General features: G+C 45.2%; 12 protein-coding genes and 5 tRNA genes. 10 read left to right on the top strand and 7 right to left on the bottom strand.

The window, feature by feature from the left end; all coding sequences use genetic code 11:
- The first annotated feature begins 70 nt into the window (after window positions 1-70).
- A complete protein-coding gene (locus tag ACLIIY_RS14950) occupies window positions 71-1,252 on the top strand; it encodes a hypothetical protein (RefSeq protein ID WP_434527837.1) in 1,182 nt (393 codons plus the stop codon).
- Between the two features lie 713 nt (window positions 1,253-1,965).
- On the opposite strand, the gene ilvY is transcribed toward ACLIIY_RS14950, so the two are convergent.
- The gene (gene ilvY / locus ACLIIY_RS14945) at window positions 1,966-2,856 is read right to left on the bottom strand and encodes an HTH-type transcriptional activator IlvY (protein ID WP_039989713.1); all 891 of its coding nucleotides are present in this window, start codon (window positions 2,854-2,856) and stop codon (window positions 1,966-1,968) included.
- A gap of 142 nt (window positions 2,857-2,998) precedes the next feature.
- Between ilvY and ilvC the strand changes: the two genes are divergently transcribed.
- Window positions 2,999-4,483 (top strand): ketol-acid reductoisomerase, encoded by a 1,485-nt coding sequence (gene ilvC / locus ACLIIY_RS14940; protein WP_005434660.1) that lies wholly within the window; start codon window positions 2,999-3,001, stop codon window positions 4,481-4,483.
- A gap of 534 nt (window positions 4,484-5,017) precedes the next feature.
- On the opposite strand, the gene ubiK is transcribed toward ilvC, so the two are convergent.
- The 4 genes from ubiK to ACLIIY_RS14920 form a co-directional block, all read right to left on the bottom strand.
- The gene (gene ubiK, locus ACLIIY_RS14935; protein WP_005427244.1) at window positions 5,018-5,269 is read right to left on the bottom strand and encodes a ubiquinone biosynthesis accessory factor UbiK; all 252 of its coding nucleotides are present in this window, start codon (window positions 5,267-5,269) and stop codon (window positions 5,018-5,020) included.
- A gap of 131 nt (window positions 5,270-5,400) precedes the next feature.
- On the bottom strand, window positions 5,401-8,523 hold the full coding sequence (vmeD, locus tag ACLIIY_RS14930) for a multidrug efflux RND transporter permease subunit VmeD (protein WP_005434659.1): 3,123 nt from the start codon (window positions 8,521-8,523) through the stop codon (window positions 5,401-5,403).
- Window positions 8,524-8,534: 11 nt separating this feature from the next.
- A complete protein-coding gene (gene vmeC / locus ACLIIY_RS14925) occupies window positions 8,535-9,641 on the bottom strand; it encodes a multidrug efflux RND transporter periplasmic adaptor subunit VmeC (RefSeq protein WP_199459587.1) in 1,107 nt (368 codons plus the stop codon).
- 18 nt (window positions 9,642-9,659) lie between these two features.
- The gene (locus ACLIIY_RS14920) at window positions 9,660-10,241 is read right to left on the bottom strand and encodes a TetR/AcrR family transcriptional regulator (RefSeq protein ID WP_009705429.1); all 582 of its coding nucleotides are present in this window, start codon (window positions 10,239-10,241) and stop codon (window positions 9,660-9,662) included.
- Window positions 10,242-10,411: 170 nt separating this feature from the next.
- Between ACLIIY_RS14920 and rep the strand changes: the two genes are divergently transcribed.
- Complete coding sequence (rep, locus tag ACLIIY_RS14915) at window positions 10,412-12,427, top strand: DNA helicase Rep (RefSeq protein WP_009705430.1); 2,016 nt, start codon at window positions 10,412-10,414, stop codon at window positions 12,425-12,427.
- Window positions 12,428-12,499: 72 nt separating this feature from the next.
- On the opposite strand, the gene ACLIIY_RS14910 is transcribed toward rep, so the two are convergent.
- Window positions 12,500-12,913: a c-type cytochrome gene (locus ACLIIY_RS14910; protein WP_005434644.1), complete on the bottom strand. Its 414-nt coding sequence runs from the start codon at window positions 12,911-12,913 to the stop codon at window positions 12,500-12,502.
- A gap of 361 nt (window positions 12,914-13,274) precedes the next feature.
- Here ACLIIY_RS14910 and ACLIIY_RS14905 point away from each other — a divergent pair.
- The 5 genes from ACLIIY_RS14905 to ACLIIY_RS14885 all read left to right on the top strand — a co-directional run bounded on the left by ACLIIY_RS14905 (window position 13,275) and on the right by ACLIIY_RS14885 (window position 13,879).
- Window positions 13,275-13,351: transfer RNA gene (locus ACLIIY_RS14905), tRNA-Arg, on the top strand.
- A gap of 34 nt (window positions 13,352-13,385) precedes the next feature.
- Window positions 13,386-13,461: transfer RNA gene (locus tag ACLIIY_RS14900), tRNA-His, on the top strand.
- 76 nt (window positions 13,462-13,537) lie between these two features.
- Window positions 13,538-13,614, top strand: a tRNA-Pro gene (locus tag ACLIIY_RS14895).
- A gap of 48 nt (window positions 13,615-13,662) precedes the next feature.
- A tRNA-His gene (locus ACLIIY_RS14890) sits at window positions 13,663-13,738 on the top strand.
- A gap of 64 nt (window positions 13,739-13,802) precedes the next feature.
- Window positions 13,803-13,879: transfer RNA gene (locus tag ACLIIY_RS14885), tRNA-Pro, on the top strand.
- Between the two features lie 481 nt (window positions 13,880-14,360).
- Here the strand turns inward: ACLIIY_RS14885 and ACLIIY_RS14880 are convergent.
- Window positions 14,361-15,086, bottom strand: coding sequence for an HAD family hydrolase (locus ACLIIY_RS14880; RefSeq protein ID WP_434527836.1), 726 nt, complete (start codon window positions 15,084-15,086; stop codon window positions 14,361-14,363).
- Between the two features lie 686 nt (window positions 15,087-15,772).
- Between ACLIIY_RS14880 and ACLIIY_RS14875 the strand changes: the two genes are divergently transcribed.
- Entirely contained in the window at window positions 15,773-17,488 is a 1,716-nt protein-coding gene (locus ACLIIY_RS14875; RefSeq protein WP_039841159.1) for an ABC transporter ATP-binding protein, read from the top strand.
- A 105-nt stretch (window positions 17,489-17,593) separates the two neighbouring features.
- Entirely contained in the window at window positions 17,594-19,147 is a 1,554-nt protein-coding gene (locus ACLIIY_RS14870; RefSeq protein ID WP_009705433.1) for an ABC transporter substrate-binding protein, read from the top strand.
- The last annotated feature ends 20 nt before the right edge of the window (window positions 19,148-19,167 follow it).

The raw sequence follows: 19,167 nt of genomic DNA, 5'->3' as shown, positions 1-19,167 counted from the left end.
CTGTTTCCTGCCGTGTTTATTCGTTGGTATTAGCTTGTTTTTAACTAATTTGTATCTAAGGTTGGGTGTGATGGTTCGTGTACATAGGCCTATTTCTAATGATAGGCAAACGATATGCGATATAGTCGATGGTTTAAGTGATGTTGAATTACTTCGATTGGCTTATTTTTATGGTGTTGATGGCATTTTCAGGAGCTTTGGAAATGATGTTCAACTAAATAGACTTCGAGATAAGATTAAAGGACTTATCGATGCTGATGAATATAAATATAGGTCTTTGAAGAAAAAAGTTAATGAAAAAGACGATTCTCTTGAACGAATGAAAGGTGATTTATTATGGTTGAAAGGTGATATAAGAGCTAATGCATTTGTTTATTTTTATGTGCTATCGTTTTTAAACGGTTTCGTGGAACATTTCAGAATGAGAAACAATTCTTCGGTAAATGTTTACACTTATTTTTCTAGCGTACTAGATTCGAAGCCAATATCAGAAATAGAATATTGGCTATATTTACTATCGCATTTTTTATTTTTTGAAGCAAAGCAGTCTGAATTATCGACGCGAGACTTTCCATCTCCATTCTCATCCTGCGATAAGCTAATGACATACCTAGACCAGGCCAAACAATGCTATTCTCAAATTTATAAAAAATCCAATTATTCTTGGGTCGATGAAAGAAATAGTGAGCAATGTAAATGGTTTATTCAACATGTTATTAATAAATATGATGAGTATTCACTTGATATGCGACAGTTGCCAGAGCTGTATTTGAAAGAAGATGCAGCGATTGGTTGCTTTTATTGCATGTCTCGAATTGATGTGCATTATCAAAATCTAGATAAAGTCGAATTGATTCATAAAAAAATAAAAGAAAAATGGTCTTCACAAAAGAGTAAACTTAAAAAGAAGGAACGTAATTTAAAACCATATAACTACACAATGTCAGTTGATTTAGAGCCCAAGTTAAACCTACTGAAAAAGGAAACTGGTCTCGATAAGGAAGTTCTTGTTGAGCATGCAATTAATGCATTTTATGAGACTTATCAACAAAGGCGTAGCATTACCCTACCGCAAGGCAAAAAGTCTTACATGTATTCAATGTCGTATGGGTTTGATGGTTTACTCTCTGAAGTCCAAAATAAGTTAGGTTTTGAAGGAGACTTTGGAGAATTGATCGAAGCGGCAATTCGTTATTATGCAGAAAATTATCTTCCTGAAGTTCGCGGAATTATGGTAGGTCAAGTTAAATGATGAGTGTTCAATTGAACTTGTTGAATATTTCTGTTTCTAGCGTTTGACTTTGGGTACACGCATGGGTACACTGCTTGCAATTCGAAAGGGTATTAACCCCTAGCGAAGCCAAGTAAGGCAAAGTATTCAAGGTGTTCGGTTCGGATGACGTCCGCTCCGCCACTTATTCAGACAAAGCCCTAGCAGAAATGCTAGGGCTTTTTCGTTTGCGCTAGTATTTTGGTCTACGACCAACGAGTCCGATTGAATGCAAGCCCAGTCGTTCTGCCACTTATTCAGAAACCCAGCCTCCGGATTGGGTTTTGTCGTTTAAGAGCAAAGAGATTTTTACTTTTCAGGGAATGAGAGCCAGTTGTCCGCAAACCCGGACAACTAGGCTTCCTTACCATTCTGCTATTTATATAGAAACACAGCCTTTGGACTAGATTTTGTCGTTTCTGATATCGTCAGATCTCTGTGTCTGTTGCGGAGTTTTCTCTGTCAGATAAAGATCTTATTTCTCTTTTCTCGGTATTCATTTTCCAAATTTTCAAAATAATTAAAGGTAAGCACTTACTTAATCTGCTCGCTTTGCTAATGATGTCTTTGTTAAGTGAGTACTGACGCTAGTTCCTCTAAAGTGCAGTTCTATATTTTACCTTTGAGGTTTACCGTAAATAAAAAAAACCGTTACTTGTGTAACGGGCTTTTTATTTCATTTGAATGAGGCATGTCTACAGGGAGATATACTTACTTTCTGCGACTTCCCATAGGGCTTTCACTAATGGATTTTCTAGTTGGCTCTTGATGCAACAGACCCCGAGCTCGAATGGTTTTATAGGTAGAACCTTGAGTCTATTTATCTTCTCTCTTACAGGGCTGTTGTTGATTACCACATCCGGTGCGATACCTACGCCACAACCTAAAGCCACCATGCTGACAATGGCTTCGTGCCCTGCCACTTGTGCGTAGATGTTTGGTTTGATCTTCATTTGCTTAAACCAAACATTCGCTCTTTCTCTTGCTGTGCCTGCCTCTGGGAGAATAAAAGGGATCGTTGACCAATCTGGGGTTTCTTTCTGTAGCTCTTCAGCGAAGCTGCTGACTCCAACTGGAGCAATAACCGATAGAGGTATCTCGCTGATTGGTTCAAAAGCAACTTTAGCGGGTAGTTGGTCCGGCTTTGCAGAGATCGCGATATCTGCTTCATCCGCCAGAATCTTATCGATAGCTTGGGCGGGATCGCCAGTAGAGAGCTTAAATTCAATAAATGGATGCTGAATGCGGAATTCAGAAATAAGCTCTGGGAGGTGGCTGTAACTTGCCGTTACCGAGCAAAATAAACGTATCTCCCCTTTTAACTCGTCTTCCGTTCCTTTGACGTAGCTTTGGTATTGCTGCCATTCACCCAAGATCTTTAGTGCAACAGGCAACAGCTTCTTTCCTTGAACTGTTAATTCAACGCTTCGATTGTCACGCAAGAACAGTTGTTGGTGTGTTTCTTCTTCCAATTTCTGGATCTGTCGACTCAGTGCTGAAGGGCTGATATGCATTGCTGCCGCTGTCTTAGCGAAGCTTTTACTATCACATAGGTGAATGAATAGTTGCAGGCTTTTGATGTTCATTAAATCTTCACTTCCATGTTGCATTAATTGCAATAAGTAATTGTGAATATATCACTTTCAGCAACAGAATGTCTGTTTTAGTATGAACTCATTCGGTAACACAAATACCGACCTCTATGGAAGAATGTTAAGGAGCACCCAGATGGCTAACTATTTCAATACCCTAAACTTGCGTGAGCAATTGGACCAACTTGGTCGTTGTCGCTTTATGGACCGCGAAGAATTCGCATCAGAAGCAGATTACCTAAAAGGTAAGAAAGTGGTCATCGTAGGTTGTGGTGCTCAAGGCCTTAACCAAGGTCTGAACATGCGTGACTCTGGTCTAGATGTTGCTTACGCTCTACGCCAAGCTGCGATCGACGAGCAACGTCAATCGTTCAAAAACGCAAAAGATAATGGCTTTGAAGTAGGCAGCTACGAAACGCTAATCCCAGAAGCTGACCTAGTAATCAACCTAACACCAGACAAGCAACACACGAACGTTGTTGAAACGGTAATGCCGTTAATGAAAGAAGGCGCAGCACTGGGCTACTCACACGGTTTCAACGTTGTTGAAGAAGGCATGCAAATCCGTAAAGACCTAACGGTTGTGATGGTTGCGCCTAAGTGTCCAGGTACAGAAGTGCGCGAAGAGTACAAGCGTGGTTTCGGTGTACCAACACTAATCGCGGTTCACCCAGAGAATGATCCAAAAGGTGAAGGTTGGGATATCGCGAAAGCTTGGGCTGCAGGTACAGGTGGCCACCGCGCAGGTTGTCTAGAGTCTTCATTCGTAGCAGAAGTTAAATCTGACCTAATGGGTGAGCAAACTATCCTATGTGGCATGCTACAAGCTGGTTCTATCGTTTCTTACGAGAAGATGGTTGCTGACGGCATCGACCCAAGCTACGCAGGTAAACTTCTACAATATGGTTGGGAAACCATCACTGAAGCACTTAAGTTTGGTGGTATCACCCACATGATGGACCGTCTATCAAACCCAGCAAAAGTAAAAGCATTTGAGCTTTCTGAAGAGCTAAAAGAGCTAATGCGTCCGCTATACAACAAGCACATGGATGACATCATCACAGGTGAATTCTCAAGCACTATGATGGCGGACTGGGCAAACGACGATGCAAACCTACTAGGCTGGCGTGAAGAAACGGGCGAAACTGCTTTCGAAAACTACCCAGCAGGCGATATCGAAATCTCTGAGCAAGAGTACTTCGACAACGGCATTCTATTGGTAGCTATGGTTCGTGCCGGTGTTGAGCTAGCGTTCGAAGCAATGACAGCATCAGGCATCATCGATGAATCTGCATACTACGAGTCACTACACGAGCTACCGCTAATCGCAAACACAGTTGCCCGTAAGCGTCTATACGAAATGAACGTGGTAATTTCAGATACAGCGGAGTACGGTAACTACCTATTCGCTAACGTAGCAACACCGTTACTACGTGAGAAGTTCATGCCATCAGTAAGCACAGACGTAATCGGTAAAGGTCTAGGCGAGTCGTCTAACCAAGTAGATAACGCTACGCTAATCGCAGTAAACGAAGCGATTCGTAACCACCCAGTAGAGTACATCGGTGAAGAGCTACGTGGTTACATGACTGATATGAAGAACATCGCAGTAGGCGGCTAATTTCTATCTAAGTCAGTAAAGAACTCCAGATAGACTGGGGTCAATAAATACAACATAAAACACAACATCTAATTAAAAGGCTTGGTCGCCGTTGACCAAGCCTTTTTGTTTTTATGAAAATGGACTTTTTCCTTCGAACCGTGGGAGTGCTTCGCTGTTATAATCGGAAGTGTCCGTTGGGATAGAATTGAAAGAAGTTGAGGTGCAGTAAGTGTTGACGGACTTTGCCCTTAAGAAGACAAAATTGAGGCGAATCCCGAATCCCGAATCCCGAATCCCGAATCCCGAATCCCGAATCCCGAATCCCGAATCCCGAATCCCGAATCCCGAATCCCGAATCCCGAATCCCGAATCCCGAAAAACAAAAAGGGTTGACGTGCATACGCCAACCCTTAAATATTTTCTCGCTTCTCGCTTCTCGCTTCTCGCTTCTCGCTTCTCGCTTCTCGCTTCTCGCTTCTCGCTTCTCGCTTCTCGCTTCTCGCTTCTCGCTTCTCGCTTCTCGCTTCTCGCTTCTCGCTTCTCGCTTCTCGCTTATTTATCAGCTAGCTTTTCTTCAAGCTCAGCCAATTTCTTTTCCATCTCTGTCAGCTTTTGACGTGTACGCAGTAGAACTTGAGTTTGTACGTCGAATTCTTCACGGCTAACAACGTCTAGCTTGTTTAGCTGACCTTGGATTACTTGGCGAACTTTTTGATCAACATCCGCGCCTAGCTCTTTTACTGGCTGTGGCATTGATTCGTGAATTTGTTTAGCGATTTGCTCTAATTTCTTTGGGTCAAACATAGTGGCTAAAACTCCTTTTGATTTGCCCACATTCTATGTAAATGATACGGGAAAGTCGCCATTTAGATGGCAAAAAAGAGAGCAGCAATAAAAAAGGTCACCGAAGTGACCTTTTTCTTAGTGCTTTATGCTTACTTGTTATCTGCTAATTCGCGGTGAGCAGCTTTCGCTTCATCCACTCGAGCTAGCTTTTCCAAGTCTTTGTCTTCAACAAACACTGGCAGTGGCTTGTGTTTTTCAGCTAGGTAGCTGTAAATCACAGGCAGTACGAATAGCGTAAACAACGTACCGATCGCAAGACCAGCAACGATTACGATACCGATACTAAAGCGCTGTTCAGCACCTGCACCTGTTGCGTACATCAGTGGGATAAGACCTGCAATCATCGCTGCCGTCGTCATCAGGATTGGACGAAGACGAACTTTCGCCGCTTCCATTACTGCATCGATACGAGACAGTTTGTTATGTAACTGCTCTTCTTTCGCTACCTCACAGATCAAGATACCGTGTTTGGTAATCAGACCAACCAGGGTAATCAAACCAACCTGCGAGTAGATGTTCATCGATGCCGTACCCCACGCCAGAGCAATCAATGCACCACATACCGCTAGCGGTACCGATACCATGATTACAATTGGATCGCGGATAGATTCAAACTGAATCGCCAGTACTAGGAAGATGATCGCCAGTGCCAAACCGAATGTTGCGTATAGTGCGCTACCTTCCGTTACAAACTGACGTGCTTCACCCATGTAGTCGTGGTTGTAGCCTGATGGCAGTTTGTTTTGTGCCACGTCTTCAAACCAGTTGATTGCGTCACCCATTGCTACACCAGGTGCTGGTACTGCACCAACCGTAGCTGAGTTTAGCTGGTTGAAGTGAGGCAGTGAGCGAGGCTCTGCGACAACATCAATCGTGATCAAGCTGCCAAGTGGCACTGCTTTACCGTCAACTGAGCGTACGTAGTAGTTCTTCATCGACTCTGGGTTTAGACGCCACTTACGTTCTACTTGAGGGATAACCTCATATGAACGTCCATTTAGGTCGATACGGTTTACGTAACCATCCGCCATCATGGTACTTAGCGTTACACCAATGTCTTGCATGGTCACGCCGTATGCGCCTGCTTTGTCTTTGTCGATGCTGATCTTCATCGTTGCTGAATCGTAGTTCAGATCCAGATCCGAGTAGACGAACATTGGACTCTTCGATACGTCAGTCAAGATATCACTAGCGATAGTAAACAGGCTTTCGAAGCTGTTTGGTGTAGTGATAACGAACTGAATCGGTAGACCTGAACCTGCACCAGGAAGTTCTGGCATTTGGAACGCAGTTACTGACATACCAGGTACATGAGAAACAAGGTCACCTACACGTTTAGTGATGTCAGCTTGGCTTGCTTCACGCTCACTCCAAGGTTTCAGAGTTGCTAGACCGAATGCTTGGTTTGAGTTTGGTACACCGTTAAACACCTGAGCGTATTCTACTTCTGGTTGGTCAGATAGAATCTTGTTTACGTCGTTCATGGTGTTTTGGATGTAGTCCAAGTTCGCGTTTGACGGTGCTGTACCCATTAGTACAACTACACCTTTATCTTCCGAAGGTGCCAGTTCACTTGGAATGAACTTGAACAGAATCGGCAGACTTGCGAATACAATGATCGCAAACGCGATGATCACAGGACGGTGTGCCATCACTGATGTCAGCATTTTCTCGTAACGGTTGGTCATGCCATCCAATACGTGATGTACTTTCTGCTCAAATTTGCTTGGCTCTTCATTTGCCTTAAGCATCTTCGAACACATCATCGGTGATAGAGTCAATGCGATAATACCGGATACAAATACCGCACCCGCTAGGGTTAACGCGAACTCTTTAAATAGCGAGCCTGTAATACCACCCATCAACGCGATTGGCGCATATACCGCACCAAGGGTTAGGGTCATTGCAATTACTGGTACCGCAATTTCACGCGTACCGATGATGGCTGCGCGGAACGGGGATTCGCCTTCTTTAATGTGACGGTCGACGTTTTCAAGAACAACGATCGCGTCATCCACCACCAGACCGATGGCGAGTACCATTGCCAGAAGTGTCATCAAGTTCCACGAGAAGCCCATTGCCTGCATCACCATAGCTACACCAATCAGTGATAGCGGGATGGTAACGATAGGAATCACAACCGCACGGAATGAACCTAGGAATAGGGTGATAACCACAAGTACGATCACCGCTGCTTCAAGAATGGTTTTCACAACTTCGTGAATTGATTCGTTGATAGCGATGGTTGAGTCATACATCACGTTCATTTTGATGTTACTTGGCAAGTTGCGCTCTAACTGAGGCAATAGCGCAAGAACATCAGCTGCGATGTTAATTGGGTTAGCACTCGGTGCTGCGTTGATTGCTGCAACTACTGCTTCCTGACCGTTCGCACTCGCACGGTAGATATCGTGGCTCTTCTCTAGCGTTACTTTCGCTATATCGCCAAGACGAATCACATCACCGTCGCCAGTTTTAACAACCAGAGCTTCGAGCTCAGCAACGTTGGATACCTGAGTATCTGCGCTACCGTTGTAAAGAACGAATTCACCTGTTGCCTGACCAGTTGCAGATTGGTAGTTGTTGGCATTCAACACGCCCATCACATCTGTCGCTGTCAGCTTAAGTGCACCCATTTTTGCTGGATCTAGCCATACGCGCAGTGCGTATTTCATACCACCGTATAGGTCAACTTTCGATACACCGTTTACCGTAAATAGCTGCGGGTTGATTACACGCTCAAGGTAGTCGGTGATCTGGCTCGAAGACAGTTCGTCACTGGTGAAACCAATGTACAGTACCGCGGTTGTCGAACCAGTCGACATGGTTACTGTCGGGTCTTCTGCTTCTTTTGGAAGCTGTGAACGAACCGAGTTGGTTTTCGCCAGAATGTCAGACAGCGCCGCATTCGGGTCGGTGTTCAACTTCATGTTTACGGTAATGGTAGACGTACCTAGAACCGAGGATGAAGTCATATAGTCGATATTATCGGCCTGCGCGACGGCTTGCTCCAAAGGCTGAGTAATAAAGCCTTGGATCAAGTCAGCACTTGCACCGTAATAACTGGTGGTTACGGTAACCACCGTGTTTGTCATTTCAGGGTATTCTCGAACCTGCATCTTGAATACAGCTTGTAAACCAAGCAACGCAATCAAAAAGCTGATCGATACCGCTAAAACTGGACGTTTAATAAAAACATCAGTAAAGCGCATGATGCCTCCAATTAAAGCATTGGTGTTTCAGCAGGTGGTGTCAGTGCCGAATCTTCAACGATGGTCACTTTCGCGTGGTTACTTAGACGGATTTGACCCGACGTTACCACTACATCACCTGGTTTCACGCCTTCTAGAATATGCGCGATGTCTTTAGTACGCTCGCCCACTTTTACCACGTGTTGCTTAACGCGTTTTTCACCGTCTTCTTCAGTTACGATGTACACGTTGTCGCCATATAGGGTAAAGGTGATAGCTGTTTGTGGCAGTGTTACTTGGTTCTCTAACTTCGGTAGAATGATGTTTGCACGAGCGAACATACCGCTACGAAGTTTGCCATCGCTGTTTGGAATGTCAGCTTGAACTTGGATCAGACCACTTTGAACGTTAACCGCAGGCTCGATAGCAGAGATAGAACCTTTGAATGGCTTATCAGGGTAAGCATCAACAAAGATGTCTACTTCTTGGTCTAGCTTGATGCGAGAGATGTCTGTTTGAGGTACGGTGAAACGCAGGCGCATTACTGATGTGTCTTCAAGACGCACGATGTCAGTACCTGCTTGTAGGTATTGACCAAGATAAACGTTACGAATACCAACTACACCAGCGAAAGGCGCTTTGATTTCACGGCGGTCGATGGTCGCTTTAAGACTTTCGATATCCGCTTTCAGTGAGAAGTAGTTTGCTTCTGCTTCGTCATACGCTTCTTTAGAGATAGAACCTTTCTTGAAAAGGCCTTGGTAGCGTTTGTACTTAGCTTGAGCCGCTGGCAGTTTAGCTTGAGAACTCTTAAGGTTTGCGATTTCTACTTCAGAGTCTAGAAGAACCAAAGGCTGGCCCTCTTCAACTTGAGTACCAGAGTCGAAAGAAATCTTATCGATCACACCGCTGGTTTCGTTCGCAACAGTGACACCTTGGTTAGGCTCAATGAAGCCGATCGCCTCGATAACAGGAACCCAATCAACCGCTTGTACTTCTGTTACGGTTACTGGGAATTCTGGTTCTGGACGATTCGCCATGTATTCAGCAATTTTCTGTTGCTTGAATAAGTTGAAACCTATCACGCTTCCGAACAGAAGAATCGCGATAAGTAACATAAAGAAAGTCCACTTTTTCATTCTATTAAGAACTCCAAGTTAGTGTTTAATAATTGCATCCCAGCTGGCTTCAACGGCTGCTTCCAACGCGTCTTCATCCAACTGATAAAATCCCAAAGCATGTTTTCTAGCAAGCGCAACACTAGCTTCGAAACTTAACCCTGAAAGAATTTCGTTATCGAGAGGTTTAAATACCCCTTCCACTTTGCCTTGATTAAAAAGACGATCTACTTGGGCAAACATTTGCCTTTCAAGTTCCCGAGTACTTTTACGATTTCCACAAGGCAGTGATTCATATTGGACACGATTACTTAAGGTGTCTAAATTTGATCCAGCAAGGTGCCAAATATTGAGCCACATAGTGCGGTAACGCTCTTTCAGGGGCATATCGTCATGAACATCCGCTTGAACGGCCTCCGCGATACGTTTGGTAACGGTAAGGCGGACTTCTTCTAAAAGATGTTCTTTATCTGAGAAATATCGATAAATCGTGCCTGCTGCGACACCTGCTTCAGTTGCGAGTTTTTGCATGGATAGACCATGAAAACCCGATTCAGCAATTAAGCGTTCGGCAGCTGCGATGATTTGCTCGTATTTATCTCCAGTAGTGTTATAGGTCATAACCACACCACCCAATGAATGAACGTTCATTCATTATAGCGCAAAGACTGGTCAGTTATGCAACAAAATGTTGCAACTCTCTGTGTAAAAATTACGTGAAAATGACCGTAGCTTTCACACACTCACCCCTTTATCATAGGCGCCACTATTTCCACCCGCAGAGAATTTTTATGAAGCTGAACCCCAGACAAGACGAAGCCGTTAAGTACGTATCAGGCCCATGCTTGGTGCTAGCGGGCGCTGGTTCGGGTAAAACTCGTGTTATTACCAATAAAATCGCTTATTTGGTTCAGCAATGTGGCTACAAGGCACGTAATATTGCTGCGGTAACCTTTACCAACAAGGCGGCACGCGAGATGAAAGAGCGTGTTGGCCAAACGTTAGGTAAATCTGAATCGAAAGGCCTGATGGTCTCGACGTTTCACACGTTAGGGCTGAACATTATCAAGCGTGAGTACAAGCATCTTGGCTTGAAAGCGGGCTTCTCCTTGTTTGATGACCAAGACCAGCTTGCGCTACTCAAAGAGCTAACAGAGAAGCAGCTTGATGGTGACAAAGACTTGTTGCGCCAACTTTTGAGTTCAATCTCGAACTGGAAGAACGACATGCTGACACCGGAGCAAGCCAAGGCGCTGGCTCAAGGTGAGCAACAACAGCTGTTTGCGTTCTGCTTCGAGATGTACCAAAAGCAGATGAAGGCGTACAACGCGCTTGATTTTGACGACTTGATTTCCCTACCCGTGCAACTGCTGCGTAATAACGAAGAAGTGCGCCAACGCTGGCAAAACCGCATTCGTTACTTATTGGTGGATGAATATCAAGATACCAACACCAGCCAATACGATTTGGTGAAGCTCATCGTTGGCGAGCGCGGTCGTTTAACTGTTGTAGGCGACGATGACCAATCTATCTATTCATGGCGTGGCGCTAAACCGCAAAACTTGGTGTTGCTTGGTGAAGACTATCCAAATTTGCGCTTGATTAAGTTGGAGCAAAATTACCGTTCGACTAGCCGTATCCTGCGTGCAGCTAACATCTTGATTGCGAATAACCCACATGTGTATGAGAAATCGTTGTTCTCAGAAATTCCTGACGGTGAAAAGCTCAAAGTGTTACTGGCTAAAAATGAAGAGCACGAAGCGGAGCGCGTAACGGGTGAATTGATTGCGCACAAGTTCCTCAACCGCACCGAATATAAAGACTATGCGATTTTGTATCGTGGTAACCACCAATCACGTTTGATTGAAAAGTCACTAATGCAAAACCGTGTGCCATACAAACTGTCTGGCGGCACGTCTTTCTTCGCTCGAGCAGAGATCAAAGACATCATGGCTTACCTACGTGTATTGGTGAACCCAGATGATGACAACGCGTTCCTACGTATTGTGAATACGCCGCGTCGTGAAATTGGTCCCGTGACTCTAGAGAAGCTGGGTAGCTACGCCAACATGCGTGGTAAGAGCTTGTTTGAAGTCAGCTTTGAAATGGGATTGGAACAGCACCTAACCGGCCGTGGCCTAGAGAACCTACGCCGTTTCACGCAATGGTTGGTAGCTATTGCTGATCAAGCTGAGCGAGGCGATACGGTTGAAGCGGTGCGTTCACTTGTACGTGATATTCATTACGAAGATTGGCTATACGAAACGTCAGCAAGCCCGAAAGCGGCTGAAATGCGTATGAAGAACGTTTCTGACCTTTATTCTTGGATTGTGGCCGATCTAGAAGGCGACAACTACGACCAAGAAGAGAAGACGCTAAAAGAGGTGGTTCAACGTCTTACCCTACGCGACATGATGGAACGTGGTGAAGAAGATGAAGACAGCGATGCGGTTCAATTGATGACACTGCACGCTTCGAAAGGCCTCGAGTTCCCGTTCGTGTACTTGATTGGTTCGGAAGAGGGTATTCTGCCGCACCAAACCAGTATTGATGAAGACAACGTTGAAGAAGAACGCCGCCTAATGTACGTGGGTATTACCCGTGCGCAGCGCGAGCTGACTTTTACCATGTGTAAGGAACGTCGACAGTTTGGTGAATTGATCAAGCCGACGCAAAGCCGCTTCTTAGATGAGCTGCCATTTGATGACGTTGAATGGGAAGTAAACAAAAAGCCAGTATCGGCAGAAGAGCGTATGGCAAAAGGCCAAGCACACATCGCCAATATTCGAGCAATGTTTAAGAAGTAGTGCAGCGTTGTTACGACTAACTAAAAACAAAAAGGCTTGCCATATGGTAAGCCTTTTTCGTTGATGTCTTTATTATAGACCTTCAATCATGTGGTCGATGGCTGCGATGATTTCGTCATCAGAACAGTCCATACACGTACCTTTAGCAGGCATCGCGTTGAAGCCTTGGATTGCATGGTTAGTCAGCACGTCTTTGCCTTGTGCAATACGTGGTGCCCAATCTGCAGCATCACCAGTTTTCGGCGCGCCGTTCACGCCAGATGCGTGACAAGCAATACAGAAAGTACCGTAAACTGACGCACCATCACGTGGACCAGTTGGCTCTGCTTTTACTGGTTCTGCTCCTGCAAGATAAACATCACCGACAGGTTTGATGCGTTCTGCGATCGCATCGTATTCAGTTTGGCTGATGTCAGAAGCTAAAGCTGCCGTAGAGAAAGTTAAGGCAGCGAACAAAACGCTAATCATTCGTCGAGACATATCCATTAAACCCACTTCACATTCCCGAGGTAAGTGACTTACCTATTTATATAGTTAGAGTATTTAGAGCCGTTGGAGAAAGTTTTACGCGATTGCTTCTATAGTGAGCAGAAAACCTTATCTAACGGTCTAGAGTGATTAAACAACCAAGTTGCAGCTGTTAAATCAATGTAAATAATGGGTGATTATATCCCGATAACTTGTTGCAATAAACAACAAGTTATCCATGACAGGGCGTGAATCACATCAAAAATTCTCTTTAAAGGCAGATAACTGTCGAAAAAGAGACCAAACGAGAAAAAAAGTAAAAAAAGTACTAGACGGCATAGTGTGATATCCGTATTATTCCTCTCCGCCGATGGGGCATGCGCCCGTAGCTCAGTTGGATAGAGCGTTGGCCTCCGGAGCCAAAGGTCGAAGGTTCGAATCCTTTCGGGCGTGCCATTCCGGAATACAAATCAAAGGCACGAACATAGTGGTGGCTATAGCTCAGTTGGTAGAGCCCTGGATTGTGATTCCGGTGGTCGCGAGTTCGAATCTCGTTAGCCACCCCATTATTTCGGTAACTCATTAAGTTAATGAAGTTTCCAGTTTTGATTCAGATATCCCAAGAGTCGAAACAAAATTCGTCGGTGAATAGCGCAGCTTGGTAGCGCATCTGGTTTGGGACCAGAGGGTCGGGGGTTCGAATCCCTCTTCACCGACCACTATTTAGTTTATGGCTATAATAGAGCGGTAAACAGCAAAAATTGATGGTGGCTATAGCTCAGTTGGTAGAGCCCTGGATTGTGATTCCGGTGGTCGCGAGTTCGAATCTCGTTAGCCACCCCATTAATTAAGGTGACTTCTTAGTTGAAGTATCCTGTCTGATTTGAGAGAATCAGTAAATACAGTTCGGTGAATAGCGCAGCTTGGTAGCGCATCTGGTTTGGGACCAGAGGGTCGGGGGTTCGAATCCCTCTTCACCGACCACTATTAGAAAGCCTGCTTCTTAGCAGGCTTTCGTCGTTTTAGAGCTAGTGATATCGCTTGGACTAGATGAGTCGGCAATATTTCAATGGATTTGAACCCAAGAGGGGGTTCGCCTGAAGTTAGAATATGGCTCTTCACCGACCACCATTAGAAAGCCTGCTTTTTAGCAGGCTTTCGTCGTTTTAGAGCTTATGATCTTGCTTGGACTAGATGAGTCGGCAGTATTTTAATGGGTTTGAACCCAAGTGGGGTTCGCCTGAAGTTAGAATATGGCTCTTCAGCGACCATTAGTTGAAGCCTCAGTCGAAAGACTGGGGCTTTTTCCATTTCTTATTCTCAAAAATCTTCACTCTATTTTTAATTCTGCCAAAAATGTACAGCTCTGGGAGCTTTTGACCACCCATGATCCAAATGCTGTTCGAGCTGATAAAAGAAACCCCAGCACGATAGCTAGGGCTTTGTATTTCTTGAGTTGAGTGCTTTATTGAGCGAGCGTTTTTAGAATTTCATTCAGTTCAACCGTCTCCTTCACTTCATAGCTTGGTTTGATATCGGTTGGATTCGCTGCGCCTGCTTCGTTAACCCACACACTCAGAATACCCATGTTGTTGGCACCCGCAATATCGGCTGGTAGAGAATCACCAATATGAATCGCTTCTTCTGGTTTTGCGTCAACAAGGTTGAGTGCTTTATGGAAGATACTTGCAGCAGGCTTCTCTTCGGGCTCTTCGCCACCAACGATAATGTGATCAACCCATTCGCTCATTTGTGTTGCTTTGAGTTTTGGATGTTGGGAGAAGATAGGACCGTTAGTGATTACCACCAATTTGTAGTGTTGGCGTAGCTCAGTCAGCATTTCCTTCACGCCTGGGAAGAAGGTAAAAGCACCCATTCGAGCTGAATCGAAGAAGCTTTGTGCCTGCTGCGCTTGTTCTGCATCGATCTCGATACCTTGTTCTGCCAAGATGGTTTGGATTAAACCGCAGCGGAACGCATTTTCATCTGGCAGTAGAGCAATAAGCTGAGGGAATTCGTCGTTTAGCTTCTTATACACACCTTGTAAGTAGCGTTGCACGAAGGCTGTGGAGTCAGCGACCTGAGGGTAAGTTTGAGCAATCCAGTCGGCAAACTCTTGTCCTGCTACTTTATCGGCTTGAGATGTGCCACATAAAGTCTCGTCCATATCAAAAAATATCGCTTTAAGCACAGGGGCTCCTTCATTCACTACTCGACGTTAGAGTTTGATTATCTCTTATCTCACTCAAAATGACAGTGGAAAGCGCAAAACTGATGGCTGATCTTCTCTTTTCCCCCACCAAAGCCCCCAGTTCAAAGAGCGTTTTCAATCCATAGAAAATTAGCTTAATCACAAAATCGCATAACTGACGCATAACCTCGGTTAGGTGACAGATTTCATTTGTTTTGCAGATCTGCTCACGTTTTCACCTCTATGTGTGTAGGGGAATTTTGGCTTTTTATGTATGCAGACTATTTTGTTAGTAACATTTTATGTCGAAAAATCCCAATAAGAACGGAATATTGTTTGGCAAATGTTAATAATGACGTGTGAATAATAGGGATACTATCAATAGTGAGTTTATGCGTAAATTTAGAGCATTTTTCTGTTTTTATTGGTGCGTAACGCACAAAAATGGTGTGCTATGAAAATGGTTAAATACTTGTTAATGCATTTCTATTCGCTCATTGTGCGTGTAAATAATGTTTTTTAGGCGGAATATACTTTAATTGTTGCTTTTTTGTGTAATTTTTGCCAAATTGTCTCCGCATTAAGATTTCAGAGTATTATTCTGAATTTGAACGGATTCATTCAGGTGATGAATGGCGCTTTCATTGCGCGATTCGATACCACAGACAAGGCAGTAGAGGTCTGAAATGTCACTATTAGAGGTGAAAAACCTTCGTATTGAATATCCATCCCGTCACGGTGTCCATGCGGCCGTGAAATCGCTTTCTTTTCATATCGATCGTGGCGAAATTGTGGGTGTTGTTGGCGAATCAGGTGCGGGTAAATCCACCGTTGGTAACGCCGTTATTGATTTGCTTAGTCCTCCGGGTCGTGTTGCCAGCGGCGATGTGTACCTTGATGGGGAGAAAATTTCTGGTTTGACGCCAGAAGCGATGCGTAAGGTTCGCGGCTCTAAGATTGGCTTTATCTTTCAAGACCCAATGACCTCGCTTAACCCTCTATTTACGGTTGAGCAGCAATTGAAAGAGACCATCCACGCTAACATGAAGGTGTCGGATGAAGAGGCGTATCAACGCGCGCTTTCTCTTATGCAGCAGGTTGGCATCCCGCAACCTGAAAACCGTCTTAAACAGTACCCACACCAATTCTCTGGCGGTATGCGTCAGCGTGTGGTTATTGCTATCGCACTGGCTGGTGAGCCAGATCTGATCATTGCCGATGAGCCAACTACGGCACTCGACGTATCAATCCAAGACCAAATCCTAAACCTTATCCGTGAACTGTGTATCAAGAACAACGTAGGTTGTATGTTGGTGACGCACGACATGGGTGTGGTTTCAAACGTGACTGACCGCGTTGCGGTAATGTATCGTGGTGATTTGGTTGAATTTGGCCCAACCGCTAAGGTATTGGGCGATCCTGACCACCCATACACACGCAGCTTGATTTCTGCGGTTCCTCGTTCTGACATTAAACTCGATCGCTTCCCACTAGTGAGCTACATCGAAGAAGCAACAGAGCTACAAGAACTGGACATCAAGAACCACTGGCTAGGTCAAAGCCAAGACCAACGCGACTACGCCGGCCCTCTATTGGATGTGAAGAACGTAAACCTACGCTTCGTGACCAAAGATTCGTTGTTTGAAAGCCGCCGCGAATACGTGCAGGCCTCGAACAATGTCAGCTTTGAAGTACACGAAGGCGAGACGTTTGGCTTGGTGGGGGAATCTGGCTCAGGTAAATCGACCATCGCACGTGTGATTGCAGGTTTGTATGAACCAAACTCAGGCCAAGTAAGTTTTGAGGGCATTGACTTAACGGCACTGAAATCAGAAAAAGCGCGTCGTCCACTGCGTCGTCAAATGCAGATGGTCTTCCAAAACCCATACACTTCAATGAACCCGCGTATGAAGATTTTCGACATCATCGCGGAGCCAATTCGTTTCCATAAGCTCACTAAGAATGAAGCGGAAACGCGTCAGATTGTGAATGACCTGCTTGATCACGTAGGTTTGGGCAAAATGGCGGGCGTGAAATACCCTCATGAATTCTCCGGTGGTCAGCGTCAGCGTATTTCTATTGCGCGTGCACTGGCGACCCGTCCTCGACTACTGATTTGTGACGAACCGACATCAGCGTTGGATGTATCGGTACAGGCACAAATTCTGAACTTGCTAAAAGATCTGCAAAGTGAGCTCAACCTCACCATGCTGTTTATCAGCCACGACTTACCGGTTATTCGCCAAATGTGTGACCGAGTGGGCGTGATGCAGATGGGTACGCTACTGGAAGTGGCGCCAACTGAGCAGTTATTTACCGCTCCTCAGCACGAATACAGCAAGAAACTGATTTCTCTGATGCCTGAATTCACGGGTTTGAGAGAAGAAATCAAAACGGCATAAACCAAGTTTTTCGCTTGGCTGACTATCAAGGTCAACAAACCTTAGTCATAACAAAGACGCAAACACAACAAGGGATTCGAATTCCCGCATGAAGGAGTTATGCAAATGAAAACCATGAAAAGCAAATTAGCAGTGGCGCTAATGGCAGCGGGCCTAAGCTTTAACGCAATGGCAGCAGATATCAAAGTTGGCTACGCCGCTGACCCAGTATCGCTAGACCCGCATGAGCAGCTATCAGGTGGTACGCTGCAAATGTCACACATGGTATTTGATCCACTAGTTCGTTTCACACAAGACATGGACTTTGAACCTCGTCTAGCAGAAAGCTGGGAACGTGTGAACGATACAACGGTACGTTTCAAGCTACGCCAAGGTGTTAAGTTCCACTCAGGTAATGACATGACGGCGGACGACGTAGTATGGACTTTCGAACGTCTACAAAGCTCTCCAGATTTCAAAGCTATCTTCGACCCGTACGAAAAAATCGTGAAGGTTGACGACTACACAGTGGATCTAGTGACTAAAGGTCCTTACCCACTTGTGCTACAAACGGCGACTTACATCTTCCCAATGGACAGCAAGTTCTACTCTGGTAAGACAGAAGACGGCAAAGACAAGTCTGAGCTAGTGAAGCACGGTAACTCATTTGCATCGACTAACGTATCTGGCACGGGCCCATTCATTGTGACTTCTCGTGAGCAGGGCGTAAAAGTGGAATTCGAACGCTTTAAAGACTACTGGGACAAAGAGTCGAAAGGTAACGTTGATAAGCTAACGCTTGTACCAATTAAAGAAGACGCGACTCGCGTAGCAGCGCTACTTTCTGGCGGCGTTGACATGATTCACCCTGTTGCGCCAAACGATCACAAACGTGTGAAAGATGCAGACGGCATCGATCTAGTAACGCTACCTGGTACTCGTATCATCACGTTCCAACTAAACCAAAACAGCAACGAAGCACTGAAAGACGTTCGCGTTCGCCAAGCGATTGTTCACGCAATCAATAACGAAGGCATCGTGAAGAAAATCATGAAAGGCTTCGCAACGGCAGCTGGTCAGCAAAGCCCGGCAGGTTACGTAGGTCACGATGACAAACTGGTTCCTCGCTACGATCTGAAGAAAGCGAAAGAACTGATGAAAGAAGCGGGCTACGAAGATGGCCTAACGCTAACGATGATCGCGCCAAACAACCGTTACGTGAACGATGCGAAAGTCGCGCAAGCAGCGGCGGCAATGCTGTCTAAGATCGGCATCAAGGTTGATCTGAAGACGATGCCAAAAGCGCAATACTGGCCAGAGTTCGACAAGTGTGCGGCAGACATGCTGATGATCGGTTGGCACTCAGATACGGAAGATTCAGCGAACTTCAACGAGTTCCTAACCATGACTCGTAACGAAGAAACGGGCCGTGGTCAGTACAACTGTGGTTACTACTCAAACCCAGAAATGGACAAAGTGGTTGAAGCTGCGAACGTAGAAACGGATCCTGCGAAACGTGCAGAAATGCTGAAAGGTGTAGAAGCAACACTATACAACGACGCAGCATTCGTACCGCTACACTGGCAAAGTGAAGCGTGGGGTGCGAAGTCTAACGTGAAAGCGGCAGACATCGTTAACCCAATGGTAATGCCTTACTTCGGTGACCTAGTGGTTGAATAATCACGGTTAGTCGATTTTGA

Origin of the sequence: Vibrio sp. K4 (assembly GCF_051122595.1) — a bacterium.
Classification (GTDB): domain Bacteria; phylum Pseudomonadota; class Gammaproteobacteria; order Enterobacterales; family Vibrionaceae; genus Vibrio; species Vibrio owensii.
Note: the sequence above shows the minus strand (reverse complement) of the source record. Positions and strands in the feature narration are given on the sequence as shown.